Here is a 23,347-nt window from a genome sequence, read left to right as displayed (position 1 = left end):
TTAAGAGGGATGATGTGTGAGGCTTAAAAAAATTAAGCTCGCGGGTTTCAAGTCCTTTGTTGAGCCAACTACTATTCCATTCCCCGGCGAAATGACCGCCATCGTAGGCCCTAACGGTTGCGGTAAGTCGAATGTCATTGATGCTGTACGCTGGGTTTTAGGGGAAAGTTCTGCCAAAAACTTACGCGGCGATGCAATGACCGACGTGATTTTTAATGGCTCTTCGTCTCGTAAGCCAGTGGGGCAATGTAGCGTTGAACTTGTTTTCGACAACAGTGCAGGGCGGATAGCGGGTGAATTTGCCAACTACAATGAGCTGTCTGTTAAACGCTTAGTTACACGGGACGCCACCTCTACCTATTTTCTAAACGGCACTAAATGTCGCCGGCGTGATGTGACCGATCTATTTTTAGGAACAGGGCTGGGCCCCCGGTCTTACGCCATCATTGAGCAAGGTATGATCTCGCGGCTTATTGAATCTAAGCCACAGGATTTGCGTGTATTCATAGAAGAAGCCGCGGGTATCTCAAAGTACAAAGAGCGCCGCAGAGAGACAGAAAACCGTATAAGGCACACGCAAGATAACCTTGAACGCTTGAATGATGTGCGCGATGAATTAGGCAAGCAGCTCGAAAAATTACAGCGTCAGGCGGCCGCGGCTACTCGTTACAAAACGCTACGTGCACAAGCCAGAGAGCTGAAAGGCCAGTTAGCAGCCCTTCGTTTTCTAAAAAATGTGAACATATTGAAGCGCTGCAAAAACAGCAGCAATCACTACAGTTAGAAGTGGACGACTTAGTGGCTCGACTACAGGGCGATGAAGCGGGGCTTGAGTCGTACAAAACCAAGCAACTGGAAACAAAACAAACTATTGATGATCTTCAGCAGCAGCTGTTTACTACCAGTAACGCAATCACACGACTAGAGCAAAATGCGCTGCACGCAAAACAACGCAAAGGGCAGGTAGAGCAAGAGTTAGCACGAATTAGCGAGCAACACGAATTGCTTAACCACTCTATTGACGAGGCACAGGAAGCGCTTGCGGTATCAAACGAGGCGCTTGAAAATATTGAGCCTGAATTTGCCCTTAAGGAAGCAGAGTTAGAGCATGCCAAAGAGCGTTTTGAAGACGCTGAACAAGCGCTAAGAGAATTTAACACACAAGCGCGAGCGCAAGAACAAACCTACAATCAACTTCGTCAGAATGTTCAGCAATGCCATAGCCAAATTCAGTCAACTATGAGCATGCAGTTACGCACTTCTCAGCGTATCAGCGAACTACAAGACGAGCTAAAACAGCTAGATGAAGAAGATTTTGCCAGTCAGATAACGCTTTTAGAAGAGCAATGTAGCGAACTCGATTTTGACATTGATGAAGCTAAGCAATTACTTCAAGAGTCCAATCAAAAGGTGTCGCAGCAACAAGGCGAAGTCAACGCTATAGAAGCGAAGCGCCGTGATACCCAGGGTCAGTTACAAACTGCACTGTCCACAAAAGCTGCGCTAGAAGCGCTTCAACAAGATGCCTCAAATAATGAAGACGTAACGTTAGACGGGATAGAAAAGCTGTGGCAACAGTTTAGCTCTAACCAAACCCTTGCCCCTTGCGTAGAATCGATTTTACAACACACCAAAGACCCTGTTGTTGCTAAAAGCCATGACATACAGGCACTGCTGCAAAACCAAGATAATTTGCCAAGTGGCATTAAAGTGTTTACCGATAAAGCGTTTGTAAGCACTGCCAGAATTGGTTCATTAGCACACGCTCTATTAACTGAATCTAGCACTAATGAATCGTCAACACAGCGTGTTCCCACATTTTTTAATGACATTTACCTTTGTGGCAACGATGACGAACTTGCGGCAACGATTGAAAATGCTTTTGTAAGCGTTCTTGATAAAGAGGATGATCCTGAAGGCATAGCCAAGGGGTTTACTAGCGCAATCTCGCCTTCAGGGTTGTGGGCAAGCTCACAGTGGGTAGTGAAACCTGGAGAAGCAAGCGACGGTGCTTTGCAGCGGGCGAATAAAATTAAGGAACTGGTAGACAGCATTGAAGAAACTGAAAGCCTTATAGATGAGATTGAGCATTTACTAGAGCGCGCCAAACAGGCACTTGAACAGAGCGAAGCGCAAAAGCAGGATATTCAGAGGGCCTTGGGTGAAAAGGAAAACCAGCGCGCACAGATTAAAAATAAACTTTCTTTGCTTGAAATGCAGCAAGAGCAACAGTCTACACGCACTGCCAAACTTAATGACGAGTTAGCAAAGCAAGAGTTAATGTTAGCGAAAGAAGAAGAGCAGTTAGCTCAGCTTTCGGAAAAATTAGAGCTTCAAGAGGCACAAATTCTTGAACACGAAGTACACATTGACGATGTGAACGCTAAGCGTGATGCAAATGAGCGAACTACGTCAGAGTTGCGCGCGTTAGTTGATACATTAACGTCACAAAATCATGAGCTTGCACTTAAGAAGCAGCAACTAGAGAACCACCAGAATTTATATAGCCAACAGGTTACACGTAACCTTCAGCAGCGTGAAGAGTACATAAAAAACAAAGAAAGATTACAAAAAGAACTTACACAGCTGACGTCTCCTGAAGAAATTCAAGAAGCAGAGCTTCAGTCGTTGTTGGAAAACAAAGCGGAATTAGAACAGCTGAAAAGTGCTAAGCAAAGTAGTCTAGAAGATATAGAGCAGTGGTTGCGAGAAGCCGAAAAAGGGCATCAAGCTCTGGGTAAAGATATTCAAACGCGACAGACAAACATCGATAAACTCAACATTGATATTGAAGGATATCGGGTACGTGCGAATACGATTTTAGAACAGCTTGATGAAACGCAGCAGTCGCTAAAGAGCATTCTAGAAACCTTACCTGAAGATGCCGAAGAGAAGCGCTGGCAAGAAGACCTTGAAAAAACGCAGGCTAATTTGCAGCGCTTAGGTGCTGTGAACTTAGCTGCGGTTGAAGAATATGAAACCCAGTCGGAAAGAAAGTCACATTTAGATACACAGCACAACGACCTGACCGAAGCCTTAGAAACGCTACAGTCGGCCATTCGGAAAATTGATAAAGAAACCCGCACACGCTTTTCTACCACCTTTGAGCAGGTTAACGAAGACCTTAAAACGTTATTTCCCAAAGTGTTTGGGGGCGGTTCAGCGTATCTTGCGCTTACCGATGACGATTTGTTAGAAACTGGGGTGACGATAATGGCTCGCCCCCCTGGTAAGAAAAATAGTACGATTCACCTCTTAAGCGGTGGAGAAAAAGCACTAACCGCTTTATCATTGGTGTTTGCTATTTTCAGATTAAATCCGGCTCCATTTTGTTTGCTGGATGAAGTAGATGCACCATTGGATGATGCAAATGTAGGGCGCTTTTGTAACTTAGTGTCAGAAATGTCACAAACAGTGCAGTTTATTTATATCACCCACAATAAAATAGCGATGGAAATGGCCAGTCACCTCACCGGTGTTACCATGGCGGAACCGGGAGTTTCGCGCATGGTGGCGGTAGATGTGGACGAGGCTGTAGCCTTCGCAGAAGCATAACAAAGGGCGAAAGAAATTAAATGGAAGATCAATTACGTCTATTTTTACTCCTTGGAGGCACGGTTTTTATCATCGCAGTGCTTGCCCATGGTATTTGGAAAATTCGTAAAAACAGTAAGCCTTCGGAAAAAGAGCGCTTAGAGCCCCGTCAGTGGCAAGATGATGACAACGATTTCGAGTCCGACGAGCAAGAAGGCTTTGACGAGCTTGGCATTGGCGCGGTGCGCGTGGTTAGCAAATCACAAAACCAAGAGCATGAGGCTGCAAGCAACGTATCGACGAATACGGCAAAAAGCCCTGCGCATTACGATATCAATGAAAAACATGCTTACAGCAGCGAAGAAGCTGATGACGAGGATAGCTTGTCTCAACATGCCACGTCAAAAGAGCACGGTGATGGAAAAGAGGGCGCACACGGTGAGCATGCGGGTAAACGCCCAAGCAGCGTTGGTAATTCAGCTATGCCGTCTGACGGGAAAGAAGAAGCTGAGAAAGCACCAAAGCTCTATGGCTCTGTGGTTACGAATCCGAAGCCACACATGAAAGGGCAAACTCGTCCCGATGGCCCATCAACAAAAGGTGCTAACAGAGGCGACGAAAACCTTGCCGCGTTCCCTGAACCTCCAGGCTTCTTACTTCGTGAAGGCGAAGAGCAAGAGGAAACGTCTTTAGCGTCGCATGCTCAGCGTGAAGAGAGTGAACAGCCAAATACTCCAAGTATTCAAGAGAGAGCGGATAACGCGCAATCGCATGACCCAATTCAGAGTCAGGCGGGCGGTCATCAAGAAAGAGGGCGTGCAGAGCCTGTTCGTCCTGCACAGAAGTTTTATATTGACCCAACGCTGGAGGAAGAGCCTGAAACAGTGCAGCCGCCGGCTAAAAACGAAAGAGAAGTTGCTGATTTTAGTTTAGATGCACCCGAAGAGTCTGTTTCATCCAGCGATGCTCATGAAGAAAATGAACAGCCTCGACGTTTTGCACGTAACAAACGAAACAAAACGCCAGTGAGAAGACGTGAAGAGCCGAATTTTGGTGACGATCAAATGCGTATTGATTTTGACACCAGTGAAGCAGCTAGCGCTGATTTTGGCGATGAAAGCTTTAGTGCTAATGAGTCAGGTAATGATGGTGCTGGAAGTACACCAAAGACCGCTAAGTCGTCGATCGAACCCGAGGTTTTAGTATTAAATGTAAGAACGCCAGAAGGCGAGCCCATTTCAGGCGCTGCACTATTACCTATGTTATTAACATTAGGGTTTAAATTTGGCGATCAAGACATCTTCCACCGCCACGTAAACTCAAACGGCAAAGGGCCAGTATTGTTTAGCCTTGCTAACATGTTTAAGCCTGGGGTTTTCGATATTGATAACCTAGAGAACTTTGAAACCCAAGGTATTTCACTGTTTATGATATTGCCTATTGAGGGTGACCCTCATCAAGTGTTTAACATGATGCACAATGCAGCCCGCAAATTGGCAGATGAGTTCGGCGCACAAGTACTTGATGGACGCCGAAGCGTATTAACGAAGCAGGGCTTACAGCAATACGTCGAGAAAATTCGTGAGTTCGAGCGCAAGCGTATGATTGCGCGCAGCTAGCGTTAGTTTATCACTTGCGCCTCAATCTTATGGATTATTCATGTAGGTGCAAAAACAGAAAAGGACTTGGCTCATACCCAGGTCCTTTTCTGTTGATTAGGGTCTATTGATCTTTGATGTATAACACGGGCTAGCAAGCCATAGCATTGTAGCGTGGCTGTTCGTTTCACAACCTGACTGAAATAGATCAGATTTTTGCAGCCCATTTGAAACATACAGCGGCTTGGGCGAATAGGCCTTGGCAACGAATTGTAATACTTTTAACTATTTAAACGGCGTGACAACAACTCCATGTCAGATTCTTTAGAACAAGCAAAGCAACAAATAGCAACACTTCGCAACACACTTAATGAGTACAACTACCAGTACTATGTGATGGATGACCCTTCGGTTCCTGATGCAGTATATGATAGAGATATGCAGGCGCTTATTGCGCTAGAAAAACAATATCCTACGCTTCAAAGCCCGAATTCTCCCAGTCAAAAAGTAGGGGGCGCAGCATTATCGGCCTTTGAACAAGTTACCCATGATGTTCCTATGCTGTCGCTGGATAACGCCTTTGATGAAGAATCACTGCTTGCGTTCGAAAAACGTTTAAAAGACAGACTAAAAGATTCGGCAACGTTAGATTTTAGCTGCGAACCCAAGCTAGATGGTTTAGCGGTAAGTATTCTGTATGAAAATGGCGAATTAGTGCGTGCTGCCACCCGTGGTGACGGCCAGGTAGGCGAGAATATCACGGCTAACGTGCGTACTATCTCAAATGTGCCGTTAACGCTTCGTGGTGAGCATTATCCTGAGCGCGTAGAAGTGCGCGGTGAAGTGTTTATGCCTCGTGAGGGCTTTGCAAAACTCAACGAACATCAAAAAGAGGCCGGAGGCAAGGTTTTTGCCAACCCCCGTAATGCAGCGGCGGGCAGTTTACGGCAGCTAGACTCTAAAATTACCGCCAAGCGCCCGCTGATGTTTTATGCTTATTCGCTAGGCGTAGTGCAACCCGAAAGCTTTGAACTGCCCACAACACACAGCGAGCGCCTTAAGCAGTTGGGTAATTGGGGGCTGCCGCTGTGCCCTGATATTGACACCGCCGAGGGCGGTAAGGGCTGCTTGGCGTACTACAACCACATTCTGGAAAAGCGCGACAGTTTGCCGTATGACATTGATGGCGTTGTGTTTAAGGTAAACCGTATTGACCTGCAAAATGCCCTTGGCTTTGTGGCTCGCGCGCCTCGCTGGGCCATTGCACAGAAGTTTCCTGCACAAGAAGAAGTAACTAAGCTACTTGATGTTGAGTTTCAGGTAGGAAGGACTGGTGCGATCACGCCGGTTGCTCGTTTAGAGCCCGTGTTTGTAGGCGGAGTTACAGTATCTAATGCTACACTTCACAACCAAGATGAAATTTCCAGATTAGGCGTTAAAGTTGGCGACACCGTGGTAATCCGCCGAGCGGGTGACGTTATTCCTCAGGTGGTGTCTGTGGTTGAAGCTAATCGCACGGGAAGTGAAACTGACATTACCTTCCCAAGCCAATGCCCGGTGTGTGATTCGCAGGTTGAAAAACTAGAAGATGAAGCGGTTGCTCGTTGCACCGGTGGACTAATTTGTGCCGCACAACGCAAGCAGGCGCTTAAGCATTTTGCTTCGCGTAAAGCATTCGATATTGATGGTCTGGGCGACAAGTTAGTCGATCAGTTAGTTGACGCTGATCTTGTGCACAGTCCCGCCGACTTTTTCACGCTTTCGTTAGGCGATGTTGTTGGGCTAGAGCGCATGGCTGAAAAGTCTGCCAGTAAGCTACTGGCATCGCTTGAAGCTTCAAAGCAAACCACGCTTGCCAAGTTCCTTTATGCGTTGGGGATCCGTGAGGTTGGCGAAGCTACTGCGGCAAACTTGGCTGCGCACTTCGAAACCTTGGAGGCTATTCGCGAGGCGTCGCTTGAAGCACTGGTTGAAGTCCAAGACGTTGGTGAAGTGGTGGCTACCCACATATTTAATTTCTTCAACGAGTCGCATAATACCGATGTTATTGATGCGCTGTTAAAAGAAGGAATTAACTGGCCTGCTATTGAAAAACCAGATTCGGATAATTTGCCTCTTGAAGGCAAAACGTGCGTTATTACAGGTACGCTCAGCGAAATGGGACGTTCTGATGCGAAAGCCCGTTTGCAGTTACTTGGTGCAAAAGTGGCAGGCTCGGTAAGTAAGAATACCGACTTCCTAGTTGCAGGAGAAAAAGCGGGTTCCAAATTAACTAAAGCACAGGAACTAAATGTGGAGGTATGGGACGAAGCTGCGCTTATCGCTTTTTTATCAGAGCATGAAAAGTAGCCTGTCTGGCTTAAAATTCAATAAGAGCGCTCGGCGTAATGGTTTTCCTGAATAGATTGACGCCGAACTCATATTGATAGTTACCAATAAAAAAACGCCACTTCTATGAAGTGGCGTTTTTTGTAATTCTTGCTCTTTCTTTTACGGCGTATTTTGTACTGAAGGTTGTAACGGGCTTGAGAAAAGGTAAACATTTCTACAAACCCTCAAGTGTAGGGATCTCACGCTAGTGGGCTTCTTGATTCCGCATTTGTCTGCGCCTTTCCCAGGCTTTTTTCACTTGAAAGCGCCAAACCCAGTTCAAAGAGAAATAACCCGCTAGTCCAAACACAACCGAGCAAATTCCACACCCGACTAGAAATGCAGGGCCGATGGTATTAATGCTTTCTACAACCCACTGCCAACTAAACTGAAATTCAAAATGCTCAGGCTTGGTCCCAAGTACAGTAGTACCAACCTTGTAAGCCCCATAGAATATAGGCGGGATAGTAAATGGGTTAGTCACCCAAACAGTTGCAACAGATAAGGGCAGGTTTGCTCGAAACGGAATAGCTAATCCGGCAGAAAGCCACATTTGAAACGGTACCGGCCAAAACGCGAAAAATAAACCTATGCCAAATGCACCAGATGCAGAACGACGGTTTAAGTGCCAAAGATTAGGCTCGTGCAATACGCTACCAAAAATTTTTAAAGCTTTGTTTTGCTTAATGCTTTGGTGATCTGGCAAAAAACGTCGGATAAATTTCTTAGGCATAAATATCAATGCATCTCGAAAATAAAATCAAAAAAGACAGAAAAAATAACAGTAAACGGAATTGCGCAACATGAATTTGCACCACCCACATTCACTCACTGTCAATTGCTACGTGAAAACATGGTCAATCGTATCACAATTTGCTTAAGCTGTTTTTGCGCTAGCGCAATAAGTGCAGTTTCCTGGCAAAAACTTCCAAGTACTCACAGCATGGCATTGATGATTGCCATTTTAATAATATCTGTGACTATTATTATATTCATTTCGGCGACAAAACCCGTTGAACATCATGCATTTCCAGAGGTGCTGCTATGTTGGGCAGTGAGCGGACTGCTGTCTGGAGTACTTTGGGTGGCGAGTGTAGGGCATTTTTACTACGCTTGGCAACTGCCCCAAGGGAAAATTCAACAAGATGTCACAATTTCAGGTCGAGTTGTGTCGGGTGGATGTATCTTCGGCACAGCTAGGGTGCTGGAAGCAACTTATCACTATGTTGTCGCTATTGAGTCTGTCAACCGTGAAAGCACCGCGACATTTCTAGACAAGGGTATACTTTCCCCCTTGCCTAAGCGTGTTTTAACTAGCACGTTTAATTTCAAAGCTCGTCTTACTCACCAACGTTATGAATTCCCAAATGATCGAAAAAGCGAAGGCTTAGCCAACAAGAAAATCGCATATGCTCAACAGGGGACTATAGGCGTGCGGCCTCAATCAGTTTCTCCGTCCAAGGTGAAATTAAATTGTTTGCACAACGGCGATACCTTCACCGCAATTGTAAAACTTAAACCTGCATACGGTACGGCTAATCCTGTTGGAGCTAGCCGACAACAGCAGTTGGTTAGCCAATTTATTCATGCAACTGGCTATATTAAGTCGATAGAGCACGATAAAACAAAGCATAATCACTCAGCGCGTTATGAACTTGCTACAACATTGCAGAAGCTAGACCTTGTTCATGAAAAATGGTGGCGCGCATTGCTGATAGGGGAGAAAACGGGCTTTACGTTGGGTGATTGGACGCTGTTACAACGCACCGGCACTGGGCACATGTTTAGTATATCAGGCATGCATCTATCACTTATCGCTGGGGTCTGCTTGTTGTTTTTTAACCCCGTTATATTTTTACTCACGCATGTTACAGGCCTATTAGGCAGAGCGAAATATTGGTTAGTACGTTCAGCCTCCATCAACTATCCGGCAACAGGTCGAAAGAACAGAGAGCAGCAAACAAGTAAGATGTTTCAAACCAGCGCGCCAATTAGAGCCTCTGTGCTTTGTGTGCTTGTCGCTGCTTGTTTTTGTTACGCGTTGCTTAGTGGAAGCGCATTGCCGGTTGTGCGTGCGCTGATACTGGTAACTATGGGGAGCGTGCTGTCTCTTTCTCGACATGCATGGCGGCCAGTAAATGTTGCGCTCACAATGTTTACTTTGAGCTTGTTGCTGTTTCCTCTCTCTATATTAAGCGCTACCTTTTACTTGAGCATAGGGGCTGTACTGTGCATTTGGTTTTTAGTTGTTGTTTGGGGGCTACAGCGAGCACCATGGTATGTGTCTTTGTTTAAACTACAAGTAGCACTTACCGTAATAATGATGCCCCTAACCCTAATATGGTTTGGTAGCGCCAGTTTTGTTGCAGTTGTTACCAACTTAATCGCCTTGCCCGTCATATCGTTACTTTTACCTATTTGTTTAATTTCGTTGTTAGTCCTTCATTTTGCTGAGTTGCCTTTCGCACAACAAGTTACGGGCATGCTTATGCATTACAGTGATGTGTGTTTAGGGTATTTGTTATCGCTTTTGAACGTTCTTAGTCAGTTTTCTGGGAGCGCTATCAATTTTTACGTAAGTAGTGGTGCGGCACTTTGTCTAATTGTCGCTTTTTTTATTTTTCTTTTGCCAACATGGCGGTACAAAGCTATCTGCGTAGCGCTTCTCTTGCTCCCATTGCTAAGCATTTTTCAAAAGTGGTTACCTACCAATGAATCGGCATGGGCGCTGCATGTATTTGATGCGGGCCAGGCCAGTGCTATTGCAGTGACTGCGGGAGGTCGGGCTATGATTATTGATTCTGGTGCTCAGTTTAATGGCAATGCTCATACTGCAACGAAACACCTGTTACCTTTTTTAGAAAGTAAGCATATTTCGAATATAGATGTTGTAGTTCATACGCATAGTGACAACGATCATGCAGGTGGGGCATTAGCCATTGGACAACACGCCTTAGCTAAAAAAGCCACTTTCTACACACCAACATTAGGTTGTGAGCGAGGAAAGCGTATACGCTGGCAGAACTTAACAATCAATTTTCTATGGCCGCCAAATGGCAACAAAGAAGACAACAATGCCATGTCGTGTGTGGTTAAAATAACAAGCGACGCTGGTAGCGTGTTAATTCCTGGTGACATTGAGAAAACAAGTGAGTACGCGTTGATAACCCGTGAAATCATGGATGGTTTTTCAGAGGGGGCTTCAATGGATACTTTAGCGAGTTCTACAAATCTAAGTGCCGATATTCTTATTGCGCCGCATCACGGAAGCAAAACGTCGTCTACCCATGTTTTTATAGAACACGTTACACCAAAAGCTGTGATCTTTACGCAAGGTTATGAGAATCGATGGCAGTTTCCTGCGTATGTTGTGGCTAAACGTTACGAGCGTTTGGGTGTAACGCAATATTTAACAAGCTATCACGGATATATAAGCGCAACCTTCGATAAGGATTCTTTTCATATAGATTCCCAACGTGGAACGTTGAACAATCGCTGGTATTTACCAGGCATTACACCGCGACACCTCAAAGACTAAGTAATATCGTCAAATGCCAAAAATATTAGCTTGTAACGAAACGAAGATGTGCACGAATACCTTTAAATAGGTATGAAGTGGCCACACATTATTCACTTAGTTGGCAGACTAACCAATTTTGCCGCTATATTAGTGAATTAGAGCGAGAACGAGTACAATACTTCCAACGCGTTTTTGTTAACGTTTCAAACAGGTTAAAAAAACTACATGCAACAAGCCGACAACTCGGATTATCAAATTAAGCGCTTTTTACAGTATCTTAAAGCGTATAAAGTGCCTTTCGTTTTTGCCATCATCGGTATGATTGGTTATTCCGCGGTAGATACCTTCGTATTTTCCCAGCTTCAGCCAATGATTGACGAATCACTGGGGAAAAACGACCATGACTATCTACGTCTAGCCGCATATGCGATTGTGCCGCTCTTTTTGTTACGGGGTGTTTTCAACTTTTTAGGTAGTTACACGCTAAGCTGGATTGGTGCTCAGGTGGTAATGCGCATGCGCCAGCAGTTGTTTGAAAAATACATTCATCTTCCAGTGGCATTTCACGATAATCATGCGGTTGGCGGGCTCATTAGTAAAGTCACCTACGACACAGAGCAAGTGGCTAATGCATCTGGTAAGGCGCTGCTAACATTAGTGAGGGAAGGCGCACTGGTCATCGGTTTGCTGTGTGTCATGTTCTATTACTCATGGCAGCTTTCGCTCATATTTCTTTTGATTGGCCCGATTGTGGCGGTAATTGTTTCTATCGTCAGTAAGCGTTTTCGCGTTGTAAGTAAAAACATTCAACAATCAATGGGCAACCTAACATCCTCGGTAGAGCAAGCGGTGAAAGGTCACAAAGTTGTGATCATGTTCGGCGGTCAAGAAATAGAGCAAAAGCGTTTCGAGCAGAAAAACAATCACAACCGTCAACAGTCAATGAAGCTGAATGTCACCTCTATTTTGAGTGTGTCTTCAATACAGGTAATAGCGTCAATTGCCCTTGCAGTCGTTCTGTTTATTGCCAGCACGCCCGGTATGCTTGAAAAGCTTACAGCAGGCGTATTTATTAATGTGGTCTTTTGTATGGTGATGCTGCTTAAACCTCTTAAACAGCTCACTACCATTAATAACCAATTTCAAAAAGGTATGGCAGCCTGCGCCAGTATTTTTGAAATTCTTGATGAAGCAGACGAAGAAGATAAAGGGAAAACCAAAGTAGAGCGCGCAACAGGAAAAATTGAATTTGACGACGTTACATTCTCTTATCCAGGAAAACAGACGCCCGCGTTATCTAATGTGAGCTTTATCGCAAACCCTGGGCAGTCGATTGCTTTGGTAGGGCGCTCGGGAAGTGGTAAATCGACCATCTCGTCGCTGCTTACACGCTTTTATGTACCGCAAGAAGGTGAAATTCGCTTAGATGACACGGCGCTCAACGATATTGATCTTAAAGATCTGCGAGCGCAGTTCGCCGTGGTATCGCAAAACGTTACGCTATTTAACGATACCATAGCTAACAATATTTCTTATGGTGCGCGCCAAAATGTATCTCGCAAAGACATCGAGAATGCGGCAAAAATGGCGCATGTTGAAGAGTTCTTATCGAACTTACCTGAAGGACTAGATACGGTAATTGGTGAAAACGGCTTGATGCTTTCGGGCGGCCAGCGTCAGCGTATTGCCATTGCAAGGGCAATACTTGCCGAAGCGCCCATACTTATTCTTGACGAAGCGACATCTGCCCTTGATACAGAATCTGAGCGTTTGATCCAAGACGCATTAGAAACGCTGCAAAAACGATGCACCAGCATTGTTGTGGCGCACCGTTTGTCTACCATCGAAAACGCAGATTGCATTATGGTAGTGGAGCAGGGGCGCATTATTGAAAAAGGTAAACACAACGAATTGCTTGAAAAAGGTGGTCACTACGCGCAACTGCACGCGTTGCAATTTGGTGAGACTAAGTGATTCAATCACAAAGTAAAACCAAGCACGATAAATGGTATTTTGGCCATCCTTTAGTGTGGCTGCTCTCACCATTTGCGCTGCTGTTCTACTTTATTTCGGCAATTCGGCGATTACTTTTTAAAATTGGACTCAAAAAGGCCTTTAAGGCTAACGCTCCCGTGATTGTCGTTGGCAACATATCAGTGGGCGGCAACGGAAAAACGCCAGTCGTATTAGCTTTAGCCGATTATTACCAGAAGCAGGGCATTAAGGTCGGCATTTTAAGTCGGGGCTATGGCGCTAAATCACCAGAATACCCGCGATTAGTGAAAGGCGAAGATGATGCGTCTGAGGTGGGTGACGAACCTCGTTTACTGGCCATTAGAAGCCAGTGCGACGTTGTTATCGATCCAGTCCGCGCACGTGGAGCCGCGTACTTAAGTGACGAATTACACTGTGATTTAATTATTTGTGATGACGGTCTTCAACATTACGCGCTTCATCGCGACGTTGAAATTGTAGTGATGGACGACAGAAAAGTAGGCAGTGGTTATTTGCTGCCAATGGGGCCCCTTCGCGAAGGACAATGGCGCCTTGGTACCGTCGATGCGCTTGTACATAATAGCCGTTCGATGCCGACATTTAGCCATGCTGTAGCGCCTCAATATTTAATGACTTTAGTAGCAGGGGACTTCACCTCTGTTTCAAACAGAGTAAGAACCAGTCCCCTTGAAGAGATACAAAAAGTGCCGTGCAGCGCAATTGCTGGAATAGGTTCACCTCAGCGTTTTTTCTCTCAGCTTAAAGAAATGGGTATCCAGCTTTCTTCGGCTACACCGCTGGCGGATCACCATGCGATCACACGGTCAGACATAACGAATGGCAGAGTATTAATGACAGAAAAAGACGCCGTTAAAGCTGCACCTTTTGCTCATAACGACTGCTGGTTTTTACCTGTTACCGCGCATTTAGCGCCAGACTTTTTTAATTTAGTAAATGTGAAACTTGCCAAGGCAGGTTTGAAGATCAACCAAGACGGACAGGAATAATAACAATGGCCTTTGATAAAAAGCTTTTAGAAGTTTTGGCTTGCCCAGTGTGTAAGGGAAAATTAGTTCTGAGTGATGATAGCACCCAGTTAGTGTGTCGATTTGATAGATTGGCTTTCGATATAAAAGATGGCATCCCTGTACTTATCGAAAGTAAAGCAACAGCATTGTCGTTAGACGATGTTGACGCAACACGGTAATAAAACGTTAAACTAAGTGGTAAATAAGGGCGAAATAAAGTTATGTCATTTACAGTTGTGGTCCCTGCTCGATACGGCTCAAGTCGGTTTCCTGGCAAACCCTTAGCGCTTATTGACGGAAAGCCGATGATTCAACATGTGGTTGAACGTGCTAAAGAAGCTGGAGCAGATAACGTCATTGTTGCCACCGACGATGAACGTATTCAAAACGTCGTGCTTGGTTTTGCTCAAGTATGCATGACGTCTGTCAACCACCAATCTGGAACAGAGCGCATTGCCGAGGTTATCGAAAAAGAAGGCATTGCGAGTTCTACTATTGTGGTTAACGTACAGGGGGATGAGCCATTTATTCCCGCCGAAAACATCAGGCAGGTTGCAGATAATCTTGCCAATGCGCCTCAGTGTCAGATGGCTACGTTATCTACGCCTATTGAACGTGTTGAGGATGTGTTTAACCCCAATATCGTTAAGGTATTGGTAAACGAAAAGGGTGAGTCTATCTATTTTTCACGTTCTCCTATTCCTTTTGAACGCGATCACATGATGGCAAACCCGCAATCTGCAAATACGTCGCTGTACAAACGCCATATAGGTATTTATGCCTATCGTGCTGAATACGTTAAGCAATATGTTGCCTATGCGCCTAGCTCTCTGGAGCAAATTGAATCCTTAGAACAGCTTCGAGCTATATGGTATGGCGATAAGATTCACTGTGAGGTGGCGATAGCGCCACCGCCAGTTGGAATTGATACCCCGGAAGATCTAGAACGTCTTTTAAAGACTATAAGTTAATAAGAAATGAGTGCTGAAATAGGGCTGACGCCTTGTAGTAATTTAGCAACAAGCCTTATCTAAACAGCCAGTTCTTATAAAAGGTGAGTGAAACCTTTTAAACGCATACACATAGTAACAAGGGAACCGTTATGAACGTAGTTATTACCGGTGGCAACAGAGGCATAGGCCTTGCGCTCACCAAGCAATATAAAGCACGTGGTGCGAAAGTTTATGCTACCTGTCGAAACAGTTGCGACGAGCTAAACAGTGCTGGTGTGACAATCATCAAAGGTGTGGACGTATCCCAACCAGAAATGTTGGCTGAAAAGCTTGCACCTTTAATGGACGTTAACATCGATTTGCTCATTAATAATGCCGGAGTGCTCGGACGCGAGAGTATTGACGATTGGGATCCAAATACCATCGATTATCAATTTAGGGTTAATGCATTAGGTCCATTGTTAGTTACTCAAACACTATTACCGGCAATGGCAAATGACGGTAAAATTGCCATGATTACCAGTCGCATGGGTTCAATGGCAGACAATGGGTCAGGCGGCTACTATGGCTACCGAATGTCTAAAGCCGCACTAAACGCGGCGGGAGTGTCCATGGCGAATGATCTAAAACCCAAGGGAATTGCAGTAGGTATTTTCCATCCTGGATTCGTTCAAACAGAAATGGTGAATGGAGCGGGAGATATTGATGCTGATACCTGTGCTGAGCGTTTGTCACAACGCATAGATGAGCTAAATGTATCTAACGCAGGTCGCTTCATCCATTCAAATGGTGACGAGTTGCCTTGGTAGGTTTAATGTTGGCTTGCCACAAACTCAATCAATAATGCATCACACCAAGAGAGCGCTTACGAAAAGCGCTCTTTTACTTTCAAACTACACCTGTCTTTAACTGTACGTGTCCTTAACTACACGTGTTCTTAACTACATGATTCCAATGCGCCATAGCTTTAGCGCGTTAAATCATACGTATCAATGATTTGCTTAATAGACCCGTCTTTTAAACGAGCGCTAAGGGCTTGGTTAAACTCTGGAAATAGTGATGCGCACTTAGATTTGGCGGAGATAGCAAAATGTACATTGTTTGAAGATATAGGTGACTGGCTTATTCGCATGCCGTCATTTTCTGGGTCGTTCAAGTGGCTTAGTGCTGCGCTTTGTGGTGAAACTGCGTAATCAGCACGATGTCGACGCATCATTTCATACATTTTGTCGTGGTCTTTAACTTCGATAATATTCAAGTTTGATTTAATGCTATCGAATTTTTCACCTAAGCTTATTCCTCGAGGCATCACACCAATATATTGCGCGAGTGCGTTAAGCGAAAGATCGGTACCTCGCGCTTGAGAAAGTGAAGGAGAGACCACAACGTAAACCTCTTCTGCTGCAAACGGTGCGGTGATAAGCCATTTTCGACTACGAGCTTCGTTCCAATAGTTTCCCGCCAAAATATCAAGCTCGCCCGCGTCGAGTTTGGATTCTATTCGTTTCCAGGGGAGCCCGGTTTCTATCTTTAGTGTGACACCTAAATCCCGTGCTAGCAGGGTTAAAACGTCAAATGCTATCCCCGTAGCTTTCAACCTTCCTTCAAACTCGTTAAATGCGTAGGGAAACCACTGTTGTGCTCCCGCGGTGTGTAAAGTCTTGCACTCTGTACTGGCAAGTGCACGAGGGTTGAATACGAAAGTCAAAATGAGCACTATGCCAAATGACAAGATGTGGCGGGAAGAGTGTTTCAGTTTGGAGTAGGGTAACATTGCCATATTTTATTCACGTACCACAGAAGATGGCATTGATAGTTTTACTTGTTTAATTATGTATAGGGTCTGTTATACATAAAACCCTATCGACTGGCAATTAGCCGATAGGGTTACAAAAATAACGAATAGATGACTTTCGAGTTTAGACTGCAGTTAATCGAAAGTTACAGCGCGGGATCAGCGCCTTCGTCTTCTTCGTCTTGGTCTTCAGACAATACTGCCCATACGTCGTGTTCGTTAGCGTGAATAACTTCAGCCCATACACGATCGCCAGGTTTTACGTCATAAACACCGTTTAAATGAACCAGACCATCAACTTCCGGTGCGTCTGCATAGGTACGGCCGACGGCACCTTCCGCATCAACGCTGTCGATAACAACTTGATATTCGTTACCGATTCTCGCTTGAAGTCGCGCTGCGCTTATTTCGCCCTGTACTTCCATAAACCGTGCAAGGCGAGCTTGTTTCACTTCTTCTGGCACTGGGTCAGGGAGGTCATTTGCCCTTGCACCTTCAACAGGGGAATAGGCGAATGCACCAACACGATCAAGCTGCGCTTCGCGAAGGAAGTCCAATAACTCTTCAAACTCTTCTTCCGTTTCGCCCGGAAAGCCGACGATGAATGTCGAACGAATGACTAATGATGGGCACTGTTCGCGCCACTTTTTAACGCGCTCTAGCACGCGCTCAGCACTACCTGGGCGTTTCATTAACTTAAGAATACGTTTGTTGGCGTGTTGAAACGGAATATCCAAGTAAGGAAGGATTTTACCTTCGTTCATTAGTGGAATTAGGTCATCGACATGCGGGTAAGGGTACACGTAATGTAAACGGACCCAAATGCCCATTTCGCCCAGCTTTTCACACAACTGTTGCATGTGTGCTTTAACCGGAATGCCGTTCCAAAAGCCCGTTCTGTGTTTAACATCAACACCATAGGCGCTAGTGTCTTGTGAAATAACCAATAGTTCTTTAACACCAGCGTCTTTCAAACGCTTAGCTTCATCGAGTACGTTACCCACTGGGCGGCTGACAAGGTCGCCACGCATAGAAGGAATGATACAGAACGTGCAACGGTGGTTACAGCCTTCTGAAATCTTTAAATAAGCATAATGACGAGGCGTTAATTTTACACCATGGTCAGGGATCAGATCTTCAAACGGATTGTGCTGGGGTTTTGGAAGATGATCGTGGACTTGCTCAACTACCGTTTCGTAGGCATGAGGTCCAGTAATAGCCAACACATTTGGATGAAGCTCTCTAATTTCGTCTTCTTTAACACCTAAACAACCGGTAACGATAACTTTACCGTTTTCTTTAAGTGCTTCGCCAATGGTATCTAACGATTCTTCTACCGCCGCGTCAATGAACCCACAGGTGTTAACGATAACTAAATCTGCATCGTTATACGTGGGGACGACGTCATAACCCTCGGTGCGAAGTTGAGTAAGAATACGCTCAGAATCAACCAAGTTCTTAGGACAACCTAAGCTAACAAAACCAATTCTGCTGCCATTGCTTTGTTGCGAAGGTTTGTTGTCACTTAATACCTTCACTGGCGTTTCTAGCGTGGTGGTTTTATTTACTACTTTGTTTGGATTAAACGTTTCTACTGTCATCTAAAATATCACCTGGAAAATGACTGAGCTTAAAATGGCCGCGGATTATACAGGAAAACATGCTTGTACGCAGTATATATAATTAGCGACCAAGATATAAATTATTGACGCATTCTCACAGTACAGCCGTAAGTTAGGCACTAAATGTGAAAACAAGTTTAAACGGCCACGGGTTTCATTGTAAAAGCGGCACGAACAAGGTTTAAAAATACCTTACTCACCCCCACATTTATCACTTCTTGAAAGTAAACATTATCAGAGTTGAATGCGCTTTAGGGTTCAAATTAATAAAATAGAAGTGAATGCATGCTAAAATTACCGCTAACTTTTTATGATGAGTCAGGGCGAATTCTTCCTCCCCGTTGGCTTTACAGCGTGTTCATACTTCTATGCATTGACTGGCTCGCGTTCGTCTTTTCTCTGGCTTCCCGCACTCAAACTAGTGAGCTACTTACGTTCTTTTACCCACAAAAAGAAACGTTAGGGTTGGGGTTAGCGGCAAGTTTACCTGTGTTAATTGCGTTATCTTTGGTTAGCCAACGAGATCGCTTATGGAAAAAAGGCTTTTTAGCATGGCGCCGATGGGTTATTCCGCTGGCTCAATTGGGGGTGTTGGCATTGTTGAGTGTTCAGCTTTACTACGCTATGCATCATCACTGGGGGTTTGAAACTATTACGGGTGTAAAAATCGTTTTTTACAGTATAGCCTTGTATGCAATTTCAAAAAGTCGTCATTTAAAGTGGATGGTAGAGGATTGGGAAACACCTAACCCTTGAACCTCATTCTCCAAAAACATCTTTATTGGAAATATATTTAATGCACTCAATTGAACAGACGTTAAACTGAGTGCAAAATCTGTGAGAACGTTAGTGGCTGCGTAAGTGGTTCCCCAACGCCTGTTCATAGTAGGCAAATACACTGATTTGACTGTCGTTAACCAGACGTTCATAGCAAATACCCGCTAAGGCATAGGTATTTTCACCAACCTGAAGAAAAACGGCAGGTGCTTTAGGATTTGACTGATCGTAAATCCATTCACCATCTAGCTGCGCTTTTAAAATTTCTCCAACGTAAGCGCCAAAGATATTACAGATGGTGAACACTGCTTCATCTTCTAACGCTAAATCGTGATATTTATCTACGAAACTAAGTAAAATGTCGTCCACCAGTGCTACGCTAGCGGGTGAGTGGTCGAGTACAATATCGAACTCATCAGCTGCTGTTATCACAGCGTCCTTCGCGCAATCTGCCATTAATTTATTGAGTTCATCAGGTGACATGTTGTTCTCCTTCTCACCGATACTTTTGTTATAACAAGCTAACGCTTAAAAAGTCGTTAAGACAAGGTGTTATAAGTTTTTGACTATTGTGCGCAAGTTATCGGCCAAAGTCTATTTTTGTCCAGTTAATCTATTTATTACACTTGCAGCGGCAAACATACCAAAGGTGGCGGTTACCGTGACAACAGCACCAAAGCCGCCTGCACAGTCTAGTCGAGTACCACCTTCCATTGCAGATTTGTTGTAACAAACCGAGCCGTCAGGTTGTGGGTAGCGCAATTGCTCTGTTGAATAGATACATTCAACGCCAAAGCGGCGTTTTGGGTTTTTACTAAAATTATAGTTACGTCTAAGCTCACTGCGTAGCTTAGCTGCTAGGGGGTCTTGTGTTGTTTTAGCTAAATCGCCTTTAGTGACTTGAGTTGGGTCTATTTGACCGCCCGCACCGCCAACCGTAACAATGGGAATTTTGTTGCGTTTACAGTGAGCTATCATCGCCGCTTTAGCGCGAATACTGTCAGTGGCATCGACTACAGCGTGCATTTCTTTGGTTAAAAGCGTGGCCGTATTGTCTGGCGTGACAAAATCCTCAATACAATTCACTTTGCAAGCAGGATTTATCAAGTGAATTCTCGATGCAATGGCGTCGACCTTTGCTTCTCCTATGGTATTGGAAAGCGCGTGAATTTGGCGATTTGTATTAGTTACGCAAACATCGTCTAAATCAATAAGGGTTATAGTACCAATGCCCGAACGAGCTAGTGCTTCTGCAGTCCAACTTCCCACACCGCCAATGCCGACTACAGCCACATGACTGTTGGCTAAATTATTAGTTTGCTGTGCGCCATATAAACGCACAATACCGCCTAAACGTGGATCATCAGACATGTTTCACTTCACTTAAAAATAAACTAACTCAAAGGCGTGTGTTTTCACAAAAACGTGCAAACACGCTAGCAGGGCGCGCATCATCTCAAAAGTGAACACTAAAGATCAATACACTCCAGTTTTTTCGAATAATAAATCCGATTTTAAGCGACATACGTTCTACCCAATACATGTTTAAATGAATTCATTGTTTAATGAAGTAATAAAAAGGGGCAGGCATATGGGCTTACTCGTTGATGGAAAATGGCAAGACAAGTGGTACGACACCAGCAAAAATGGTGGGAAATTTGAGCGCCAAGCATCTAAATTTCGTGACAAAGTCAGTAACGAAGGTGGTTCCACGTTTCCCGCTGAATCTGATCGCTATCATCTTTATGTCTCGTTAGCTTGTCCTTGGGCCCACAGGGCGCTCATATTTAGAAAGTTAAAGGGATTGGAGGCGCATATTGATGTTTCGGTGGTACACCCTGAGATGCTTGATCAAGGCTGGGAGTTTAAAGATTACCCAGGGTCAACGGGAGATAAGCTTTATAACTTCGATTATGCGCATCAAATTTATACTAAGGCAGAACCTGAGATAACCACCCGTGTCACTGTTCCAATCCTTTGGGATAAACGAACAGAAACTATCGTTAATAATGAATCAGCTGAAATTATTCGTATTTTTAACAGTGGGTTTAATTCACTGACTAATAATGAAGACGATTATTATCCTAACGCCCAACGTGAAGAAATTGATGCCATCAACAATATGGTGTATCACGACATAAATAATGGCGTGTATAAAGCTGGATTTGCTACAACGCAAGAGGCCTATGAAGAGGCAGTAACTGCATTGTTCTGCGCGCTAGATAGGGTTGAAGAAAGGTTGAGTAAACAACGTTATTTGGTTGGCAGCAAAATAACAGAAGCAGACTGGCGCTTATTTACCACGCTGATACGCTTCGACGCTGTGTATCACGGGCATTTTAAATGCAATAAAAAGCAAATCGGAGACTATCCAAACATCTACGGCTATATGAAAGAACTTTATCAAGTTCCGGGCGTTGCTGAAACGGTAAACTTCGACCATATCAAAAGGCACTATTACTACAGCCACACTATGATAAATCCAACCCAGGTAATCCCCGTCGGGCCAGAGCAAGATCTTATGTCGCCTCACGGTCGCGATAAAATAGAACGTTAAAGCACACAAAAGGTCGGTAATACAAAAAGCTAAACGTGAAGCTCGTAAAAGATAGTGAAGGCTAAGATTTAAGGTAGATACACATTATGTCAGTGGAAGTGAGTGAACAAAAATCGATAGAGAAAGTGGTTACAGGTATGCCAACAAGTGATGGCGCGGGGGTGTCGCTTACTCGTATTATTGGGCAACCTGATCTACCTCGCCTCGATCCCTTTTTAATGTTGGATTTTTTTGGTTCAGATAATCCAGGTGAATACATTGCTGGTTTTCCACCACATCCTCACCGTGGTTTTCAGACAGTTACTTATATGCTTGCAGGAAAAATGCGCCATAAAGACTCTGTAGGCAATGAGGGGGTTATTGATGCTGGTGGCATTCAATGGATGAATGCGGGCCGAGGCATAATACATGAAGAAATGCCAGAGCAGGAGGAGGGCTTGTTACAAGGCTTTCAGCTGTGGGTGAATCTTCCGGCCGTAGAGAAAATGTCAGCGCCGAACTATCAAGACATACAGCCAGATAGTGTGCCTACAGTACACATTCAAGATGCAGTAATCAAAGTGTTAGCAGGTGAAATTGAAGGTGTGAAAGGGCCTGTGAAGACAACGGCGGTTGCTCCTACTTTTTTAGACGTTGCACTACGAAGCGGGAGTTCGGAAATTGCACTGGGTTCGGATGAAGCTGCCTTTATTTATGTGTACGAGGGAATCGTGGTTATTAATAGCGGCGAACTTAGCAAAGAAACAATTGTGTCGCAGGGAGAGCTGGGTGTTTTGTCACAAAGTGGCAAGCAGCTATCTGTATCCGCTGATACGGGTTGTAAGTTTATAGTGGTCTCAGGTAAACCTATTGAAGAGCCTGTGGTCCAATATGGGCCTTTTGTAATGAACACTCAGCAGGAAATTATTCAGGCATTTAACGATTACCAAAGCGGTTCATTAGCAAAGTAGATACAAGGTTTGCCTGTTTTGATTCGACTATGGGTAATTATCTATGCGGACTGGTATTAGACTGGGCTTTTAATTAATACCTCTTCATTAGGTTCAGCAAGGAGCAACACCGCCAATGCATTTTGAAAGCGTCGCCGAAAAACACGTGCTATCACTTTTAGACTTTGAGCGTAGTAATAAAGCTTATTTTGAAATGTCTGTTGCACCAAGAGACGCAGGGTTTTATTCTTTGGACGGCGTTGGCTACCACGTTAGCGAATTGCTTTACCTTCAACAGCAGAAAAGAGCTTGGGGTTATGTGCTTGTTGATGAGCAACGAAATAACCAGATTGTAGCGCGTGCTAACATCAAAAATAGAGCAGGCGAAAAGGCGGAAATCGGCTATCGAGTTGCAGAGAAGGATTGTGGAAAAGGCATTGCTTCTCACTGCGTCTCATTTTTAATTGAGGAGGCCAAAAGCTTGGGCATAAAATTGCTCACTGCTGAAGTCATGGATAATAACGCCGCTTCTGAAAAAGTCCTTATCAAGAGTAGTTTTACTCCTACGCTGTGTTTTCTCCGAAAGTATCGACATAAAGGCGCTTTCCATAACAGTATCTACTTCGAACTCGCGCTTTAAACTCATCTATTGAAAACAGCGTGAGCAAA

General features: G+C 44.5%; 19 protein-coding genes. 14 read left to right on the top strand and 5 right to left on the bottom strand.

What is annotated here, in order from left to right; translation table 11 throughout:
* Positions 1-16: 16 nt before the first annotated feature.
* From KUL49_RS21510 to ligA, 4 genes are all read left to right on the top strand, one after another.
* The gene (locus tag KUL49_RS21510) at positions 17-784 is read left to right on the top strand and encodes a chromosome segregation SMC family protein (RefSeq protein WP_373995652.1); all 768 of its coding nucleotides are present in this window, start codon (positions 17-19) and stop codon (positions 782-784) included.
* Positions 745-3,555: a chromosome segregation protein SMC gene (gene smc, locus KUL49_RS04500; RefSeq protein WP_373995654.1), complete on the top strand. Its 2,811-nt coding sequence runs from the start codon at positions 745-747 to the stop codon at positions 3,553-3,555. Before KUL49_RS21510 ends, smc begins: the two co-directional genes overlap by 40 nt.
* A gap of 20 nt (positions 3,556-3,575) precedes the next feature.
* Positions 3,576-5,153 (top strand): cell division protein ZipA, encoded by a 1,578-nt coding sequence (gene zipA / locus KUL49_RS04495; protein WP_131136439.1) that lies wholly within the window; start codon positions 3,576-3,578, stop codon positions 5,151-5,153.
* 291 nt (positions 5,154-5,444) lie between these two features.
* Positions 5,445-7,481 carry an NAD-dependent DNA ligase LigA gene (gene ligA, locus KUL49_RS04490; RefSeq protein WP_131136438.1) on the top strand — a complete coding sequence of 679 codons (2,037 nt, stop codon included), beginning with the start codon at positions 5,445-5,447 and terminating at the stop codon, positions 7,479-7,481.
* A 226-nt stretch (positions 7,482-7,707) separates the two neighbouring features.
* Here the strand turns inward: ligA and KUL49_RS04485 are convergent, their stop codons facing one another.
* Positions 7,708-8,235: a DUF2062 domain-containing protein gene (locus tag KUL49_RS04485; protein WP_014949426.1), complete on the bottom strand. Its 528-nt coding sequence runs from the start codon at positions 8,233-8,235 to the stop codon at positions 7,708-7,710.
* A gap of 210 nt (positions 8,236-8,445) precedes the next feature.
* On the opposite strand from KUL49_RS04485, the gene KUL49_RS04480 reads away from it, so the two are divergent.
* The 6 genes from KUL49_RS04480 (at position 8,446) to KUL49_RS04455 (ending at position 15,807) form a co-directional block, all read left to right on the top strand.
* Positions 8,446-11,040 (top strand): DNA internalization-related competence protein ComEC/Rec2, encoded by a 2,595-nt coding sequence (locus KUL49_RS04480; protein ID WP_131136437.1) that lies wholly within the window; start codon positions 8,446-8,448, stop codon positions 11,038-11,040.
* A 207-nt stretch (positions 11,041-11,247) separates the two neighbouring features.
* Positions 11,248-12,996, top strand: coding sequence for a lipid A export permease/ATP-binding protein MsbA (gene msbA, locus KUL49_RS04475; RefSeq protein ID WP_131136436.1), 1,749 nt, complete (start codon positions 11,248-11,250; stop codon positions 12,994-12,996).
* Positions 12,993-14,024, top strand: coding sequence for a tetraacyldisaccharide 4'-kinase (lpxK, locus tag KUL49_RS04470; protein ID WP_131136435.1), 1,032 nt, complete (start codon positions 12,993-12,995; stop codon positions 14,022-14,024). Before msbA ends, lpxK begins: the two co-directional genes overlap by 4 nt.
* Before the next feature lie 5 nt (positions 14,025-14,029).
* Positions 14,030-14,224, top strand: a complete 195-nt coding sequence (locus KUL49_RS04465; RefSeq protein ID WP_014949430.1) for a Trm112 family protein — start codon at positions 14,030-14,032, stop codon at positions 14,222-14,224.
* A 42-nt stretch (positions 14,225-14,266) separates the two neighbouring features.
* Positions 14,267-15,016 (top strand): 3-deoxy-manno-octulosonate cytidylyltransferase, encoded by a 750-nt coding sequence (kdsB, locus tag KUL49_RS04460; RefSeq protein ID WP_131136434.1) that lies wholly within the window; start codon positions 14,267-14,269, stop codon positions 15,014-15,016.
* A gap of 131 nt (positions 15,017-15,147) precedes the next feature.
* Positions 15,148-15,807 (top strand): SDR family oxidoreductase, encoded by a 660-nt coding sequence (locus KUL49_RS04455; RefSeq protein ID WP_014976529.1) that lies wholly within the window; start codon positions 15,148-15,150, stop codon positions 15,805-15,807.
* 158 nt (positions 15,808-15,965) lie between these two features.
* Here KUL49_RS04455 and KUL49_RS04450 read toward each other — a convergent pair whose 3' ends face one another.
* The gene (locus tag KUL49_RS04450; RefSeq protein ID WP_131136433.1) at positions 15,966-16,778 is read right to left on the bottom strand and encodes an ABC transporter substrate-binding protein; all 813 of its coding nucleotides are present in this window, start codon (positions 16,776-16,778) and stop codon (positions 15,966-15,968) included.
* Positions 16,779-16,939: 161 nt separating this feature from the next.
* Positions 16,940-18,394: a 30S ribosomal protein S12 methylthiotransferase RimO gene (rimO, locus tag KUL49_RS04445; RefSeq protein WP_131136432.1), complete on the bottom strand. Its 1,455-nt coding sequence runs from the start codon at positions 18,392-18,394 to the stop codon at positions 16,940-16,942.
* A 306-nt stretch (positions 18,395-18,700) separates the two neighbouring features.
* On the opposite strand from rimO, the gene KUL49_RS04440 reads away from it, so the two are divergent.
* Positions 18,701-19,171: a DUF2919 family protein gene (locus KUL49_RS04440; protein ID WP_014976532.1), complete on the top strand. Its 471-nt coding sequence runs from the start codon at positions 18,701-18,703 to the stop codon at positions 19,169-19,171.
* 90 nt (positions 19,172-19,261) lie between these two features.
* On the opposite strand, the gene KUL49_RS04435 is transcribed toward KUL49_RS04440, so the two are convergent.
* Together KUL49_RS04435 and tcdA are read right to left on the bottom strand one after the other, a co-directional pair.
* The gene (locus KUL49_RS04435) at positions 19,262-19,675 is read right to left on the bottom strand and encodes a hypothetical protein (RefSeq protein ID WP_131136431.1); all 414 of its coding nucleotides are present in this window, start codon (positions 19,673-19,675) and stop codon (positions 19,262-19,264) included.
* A 111-nt stretch (positions 19,676-19,786) separates the two neighbouring features.
* Positions 19,787-20,563 (bottom strand): tRNA cyclic N6-threonylcarbamoyladenosine(37) synthase TcdA, encoded by a 777-nt coding sequence (tcdA, locus tag KUL49_RS04430; RefSeq protein ID WP_014979275.1) that lies wholly within the window; start codon positions 20,561-20,563, stop codon positions 19,787-19,789.
* Positions 20,564-20,783: 220 nt separating this feature from the next.
* Between tcdA and KUL49_RS04425 the strand changes: the two genes are divergently transcribed.
* The 3 genes from KUL49_RS04425 to KUL49_RS04415 all read left to right on the top strand — a co-directional run bounded on the left by KUL49_RS04425 (position 20,784) and on the right by KUL49_RS04415 (position 23,318).
* Positions 20,784-21,749: a glutathione S-transferase family protein gene (locus KUL49_RS04425; protein ID WP_131136430.1), complete on the top strand. Its 966-nt coding sequence runs from the start codon at positions 20,784-20,786 to the stop codon at positions 21,747-21,749.
* Between the two features lie 86 nt (positions 21,750-21,835).
* Entirely contained in the window at positions 21,836-22,699 is an 864-nt protein-coding gene (locus tag KUL49_RS04420) for a pirin family protein (protein WP_131136429.1), read from the top strand.
* A gap of 115 nt (positions 22,700-22,814) precedes the next feature.
* Positions 22,815-23,318: a GNAT family N-acetyltransferase gene (locus tag KUL49_RS04415; RefSeq protein ID WP_131136428.1), complete on the top strand. Its 504-nt coding sequence runs from the start codon at positions 22,815-22,817 to the stop codon at positions 23,316-23,318.
* Positions 23,319-23,347: the final 29 nt, after the last annotated feature.

Source organism: Alteromonas sp. KUL17 (assembly GCF_006538305.1).
GTDB classification, from domain to species: Bacteria; Pseudomonadota; Gammaproteobacteria; order Enterobacterales; family Alteromonadaceae; genus Alteromonas; species Alteromonas macleodii.
The sequence above is the reverse complement of the archived record's forward strand: the minus strand, read 5'-3'. Positions and strand labels throughout refer to the sequence as shown.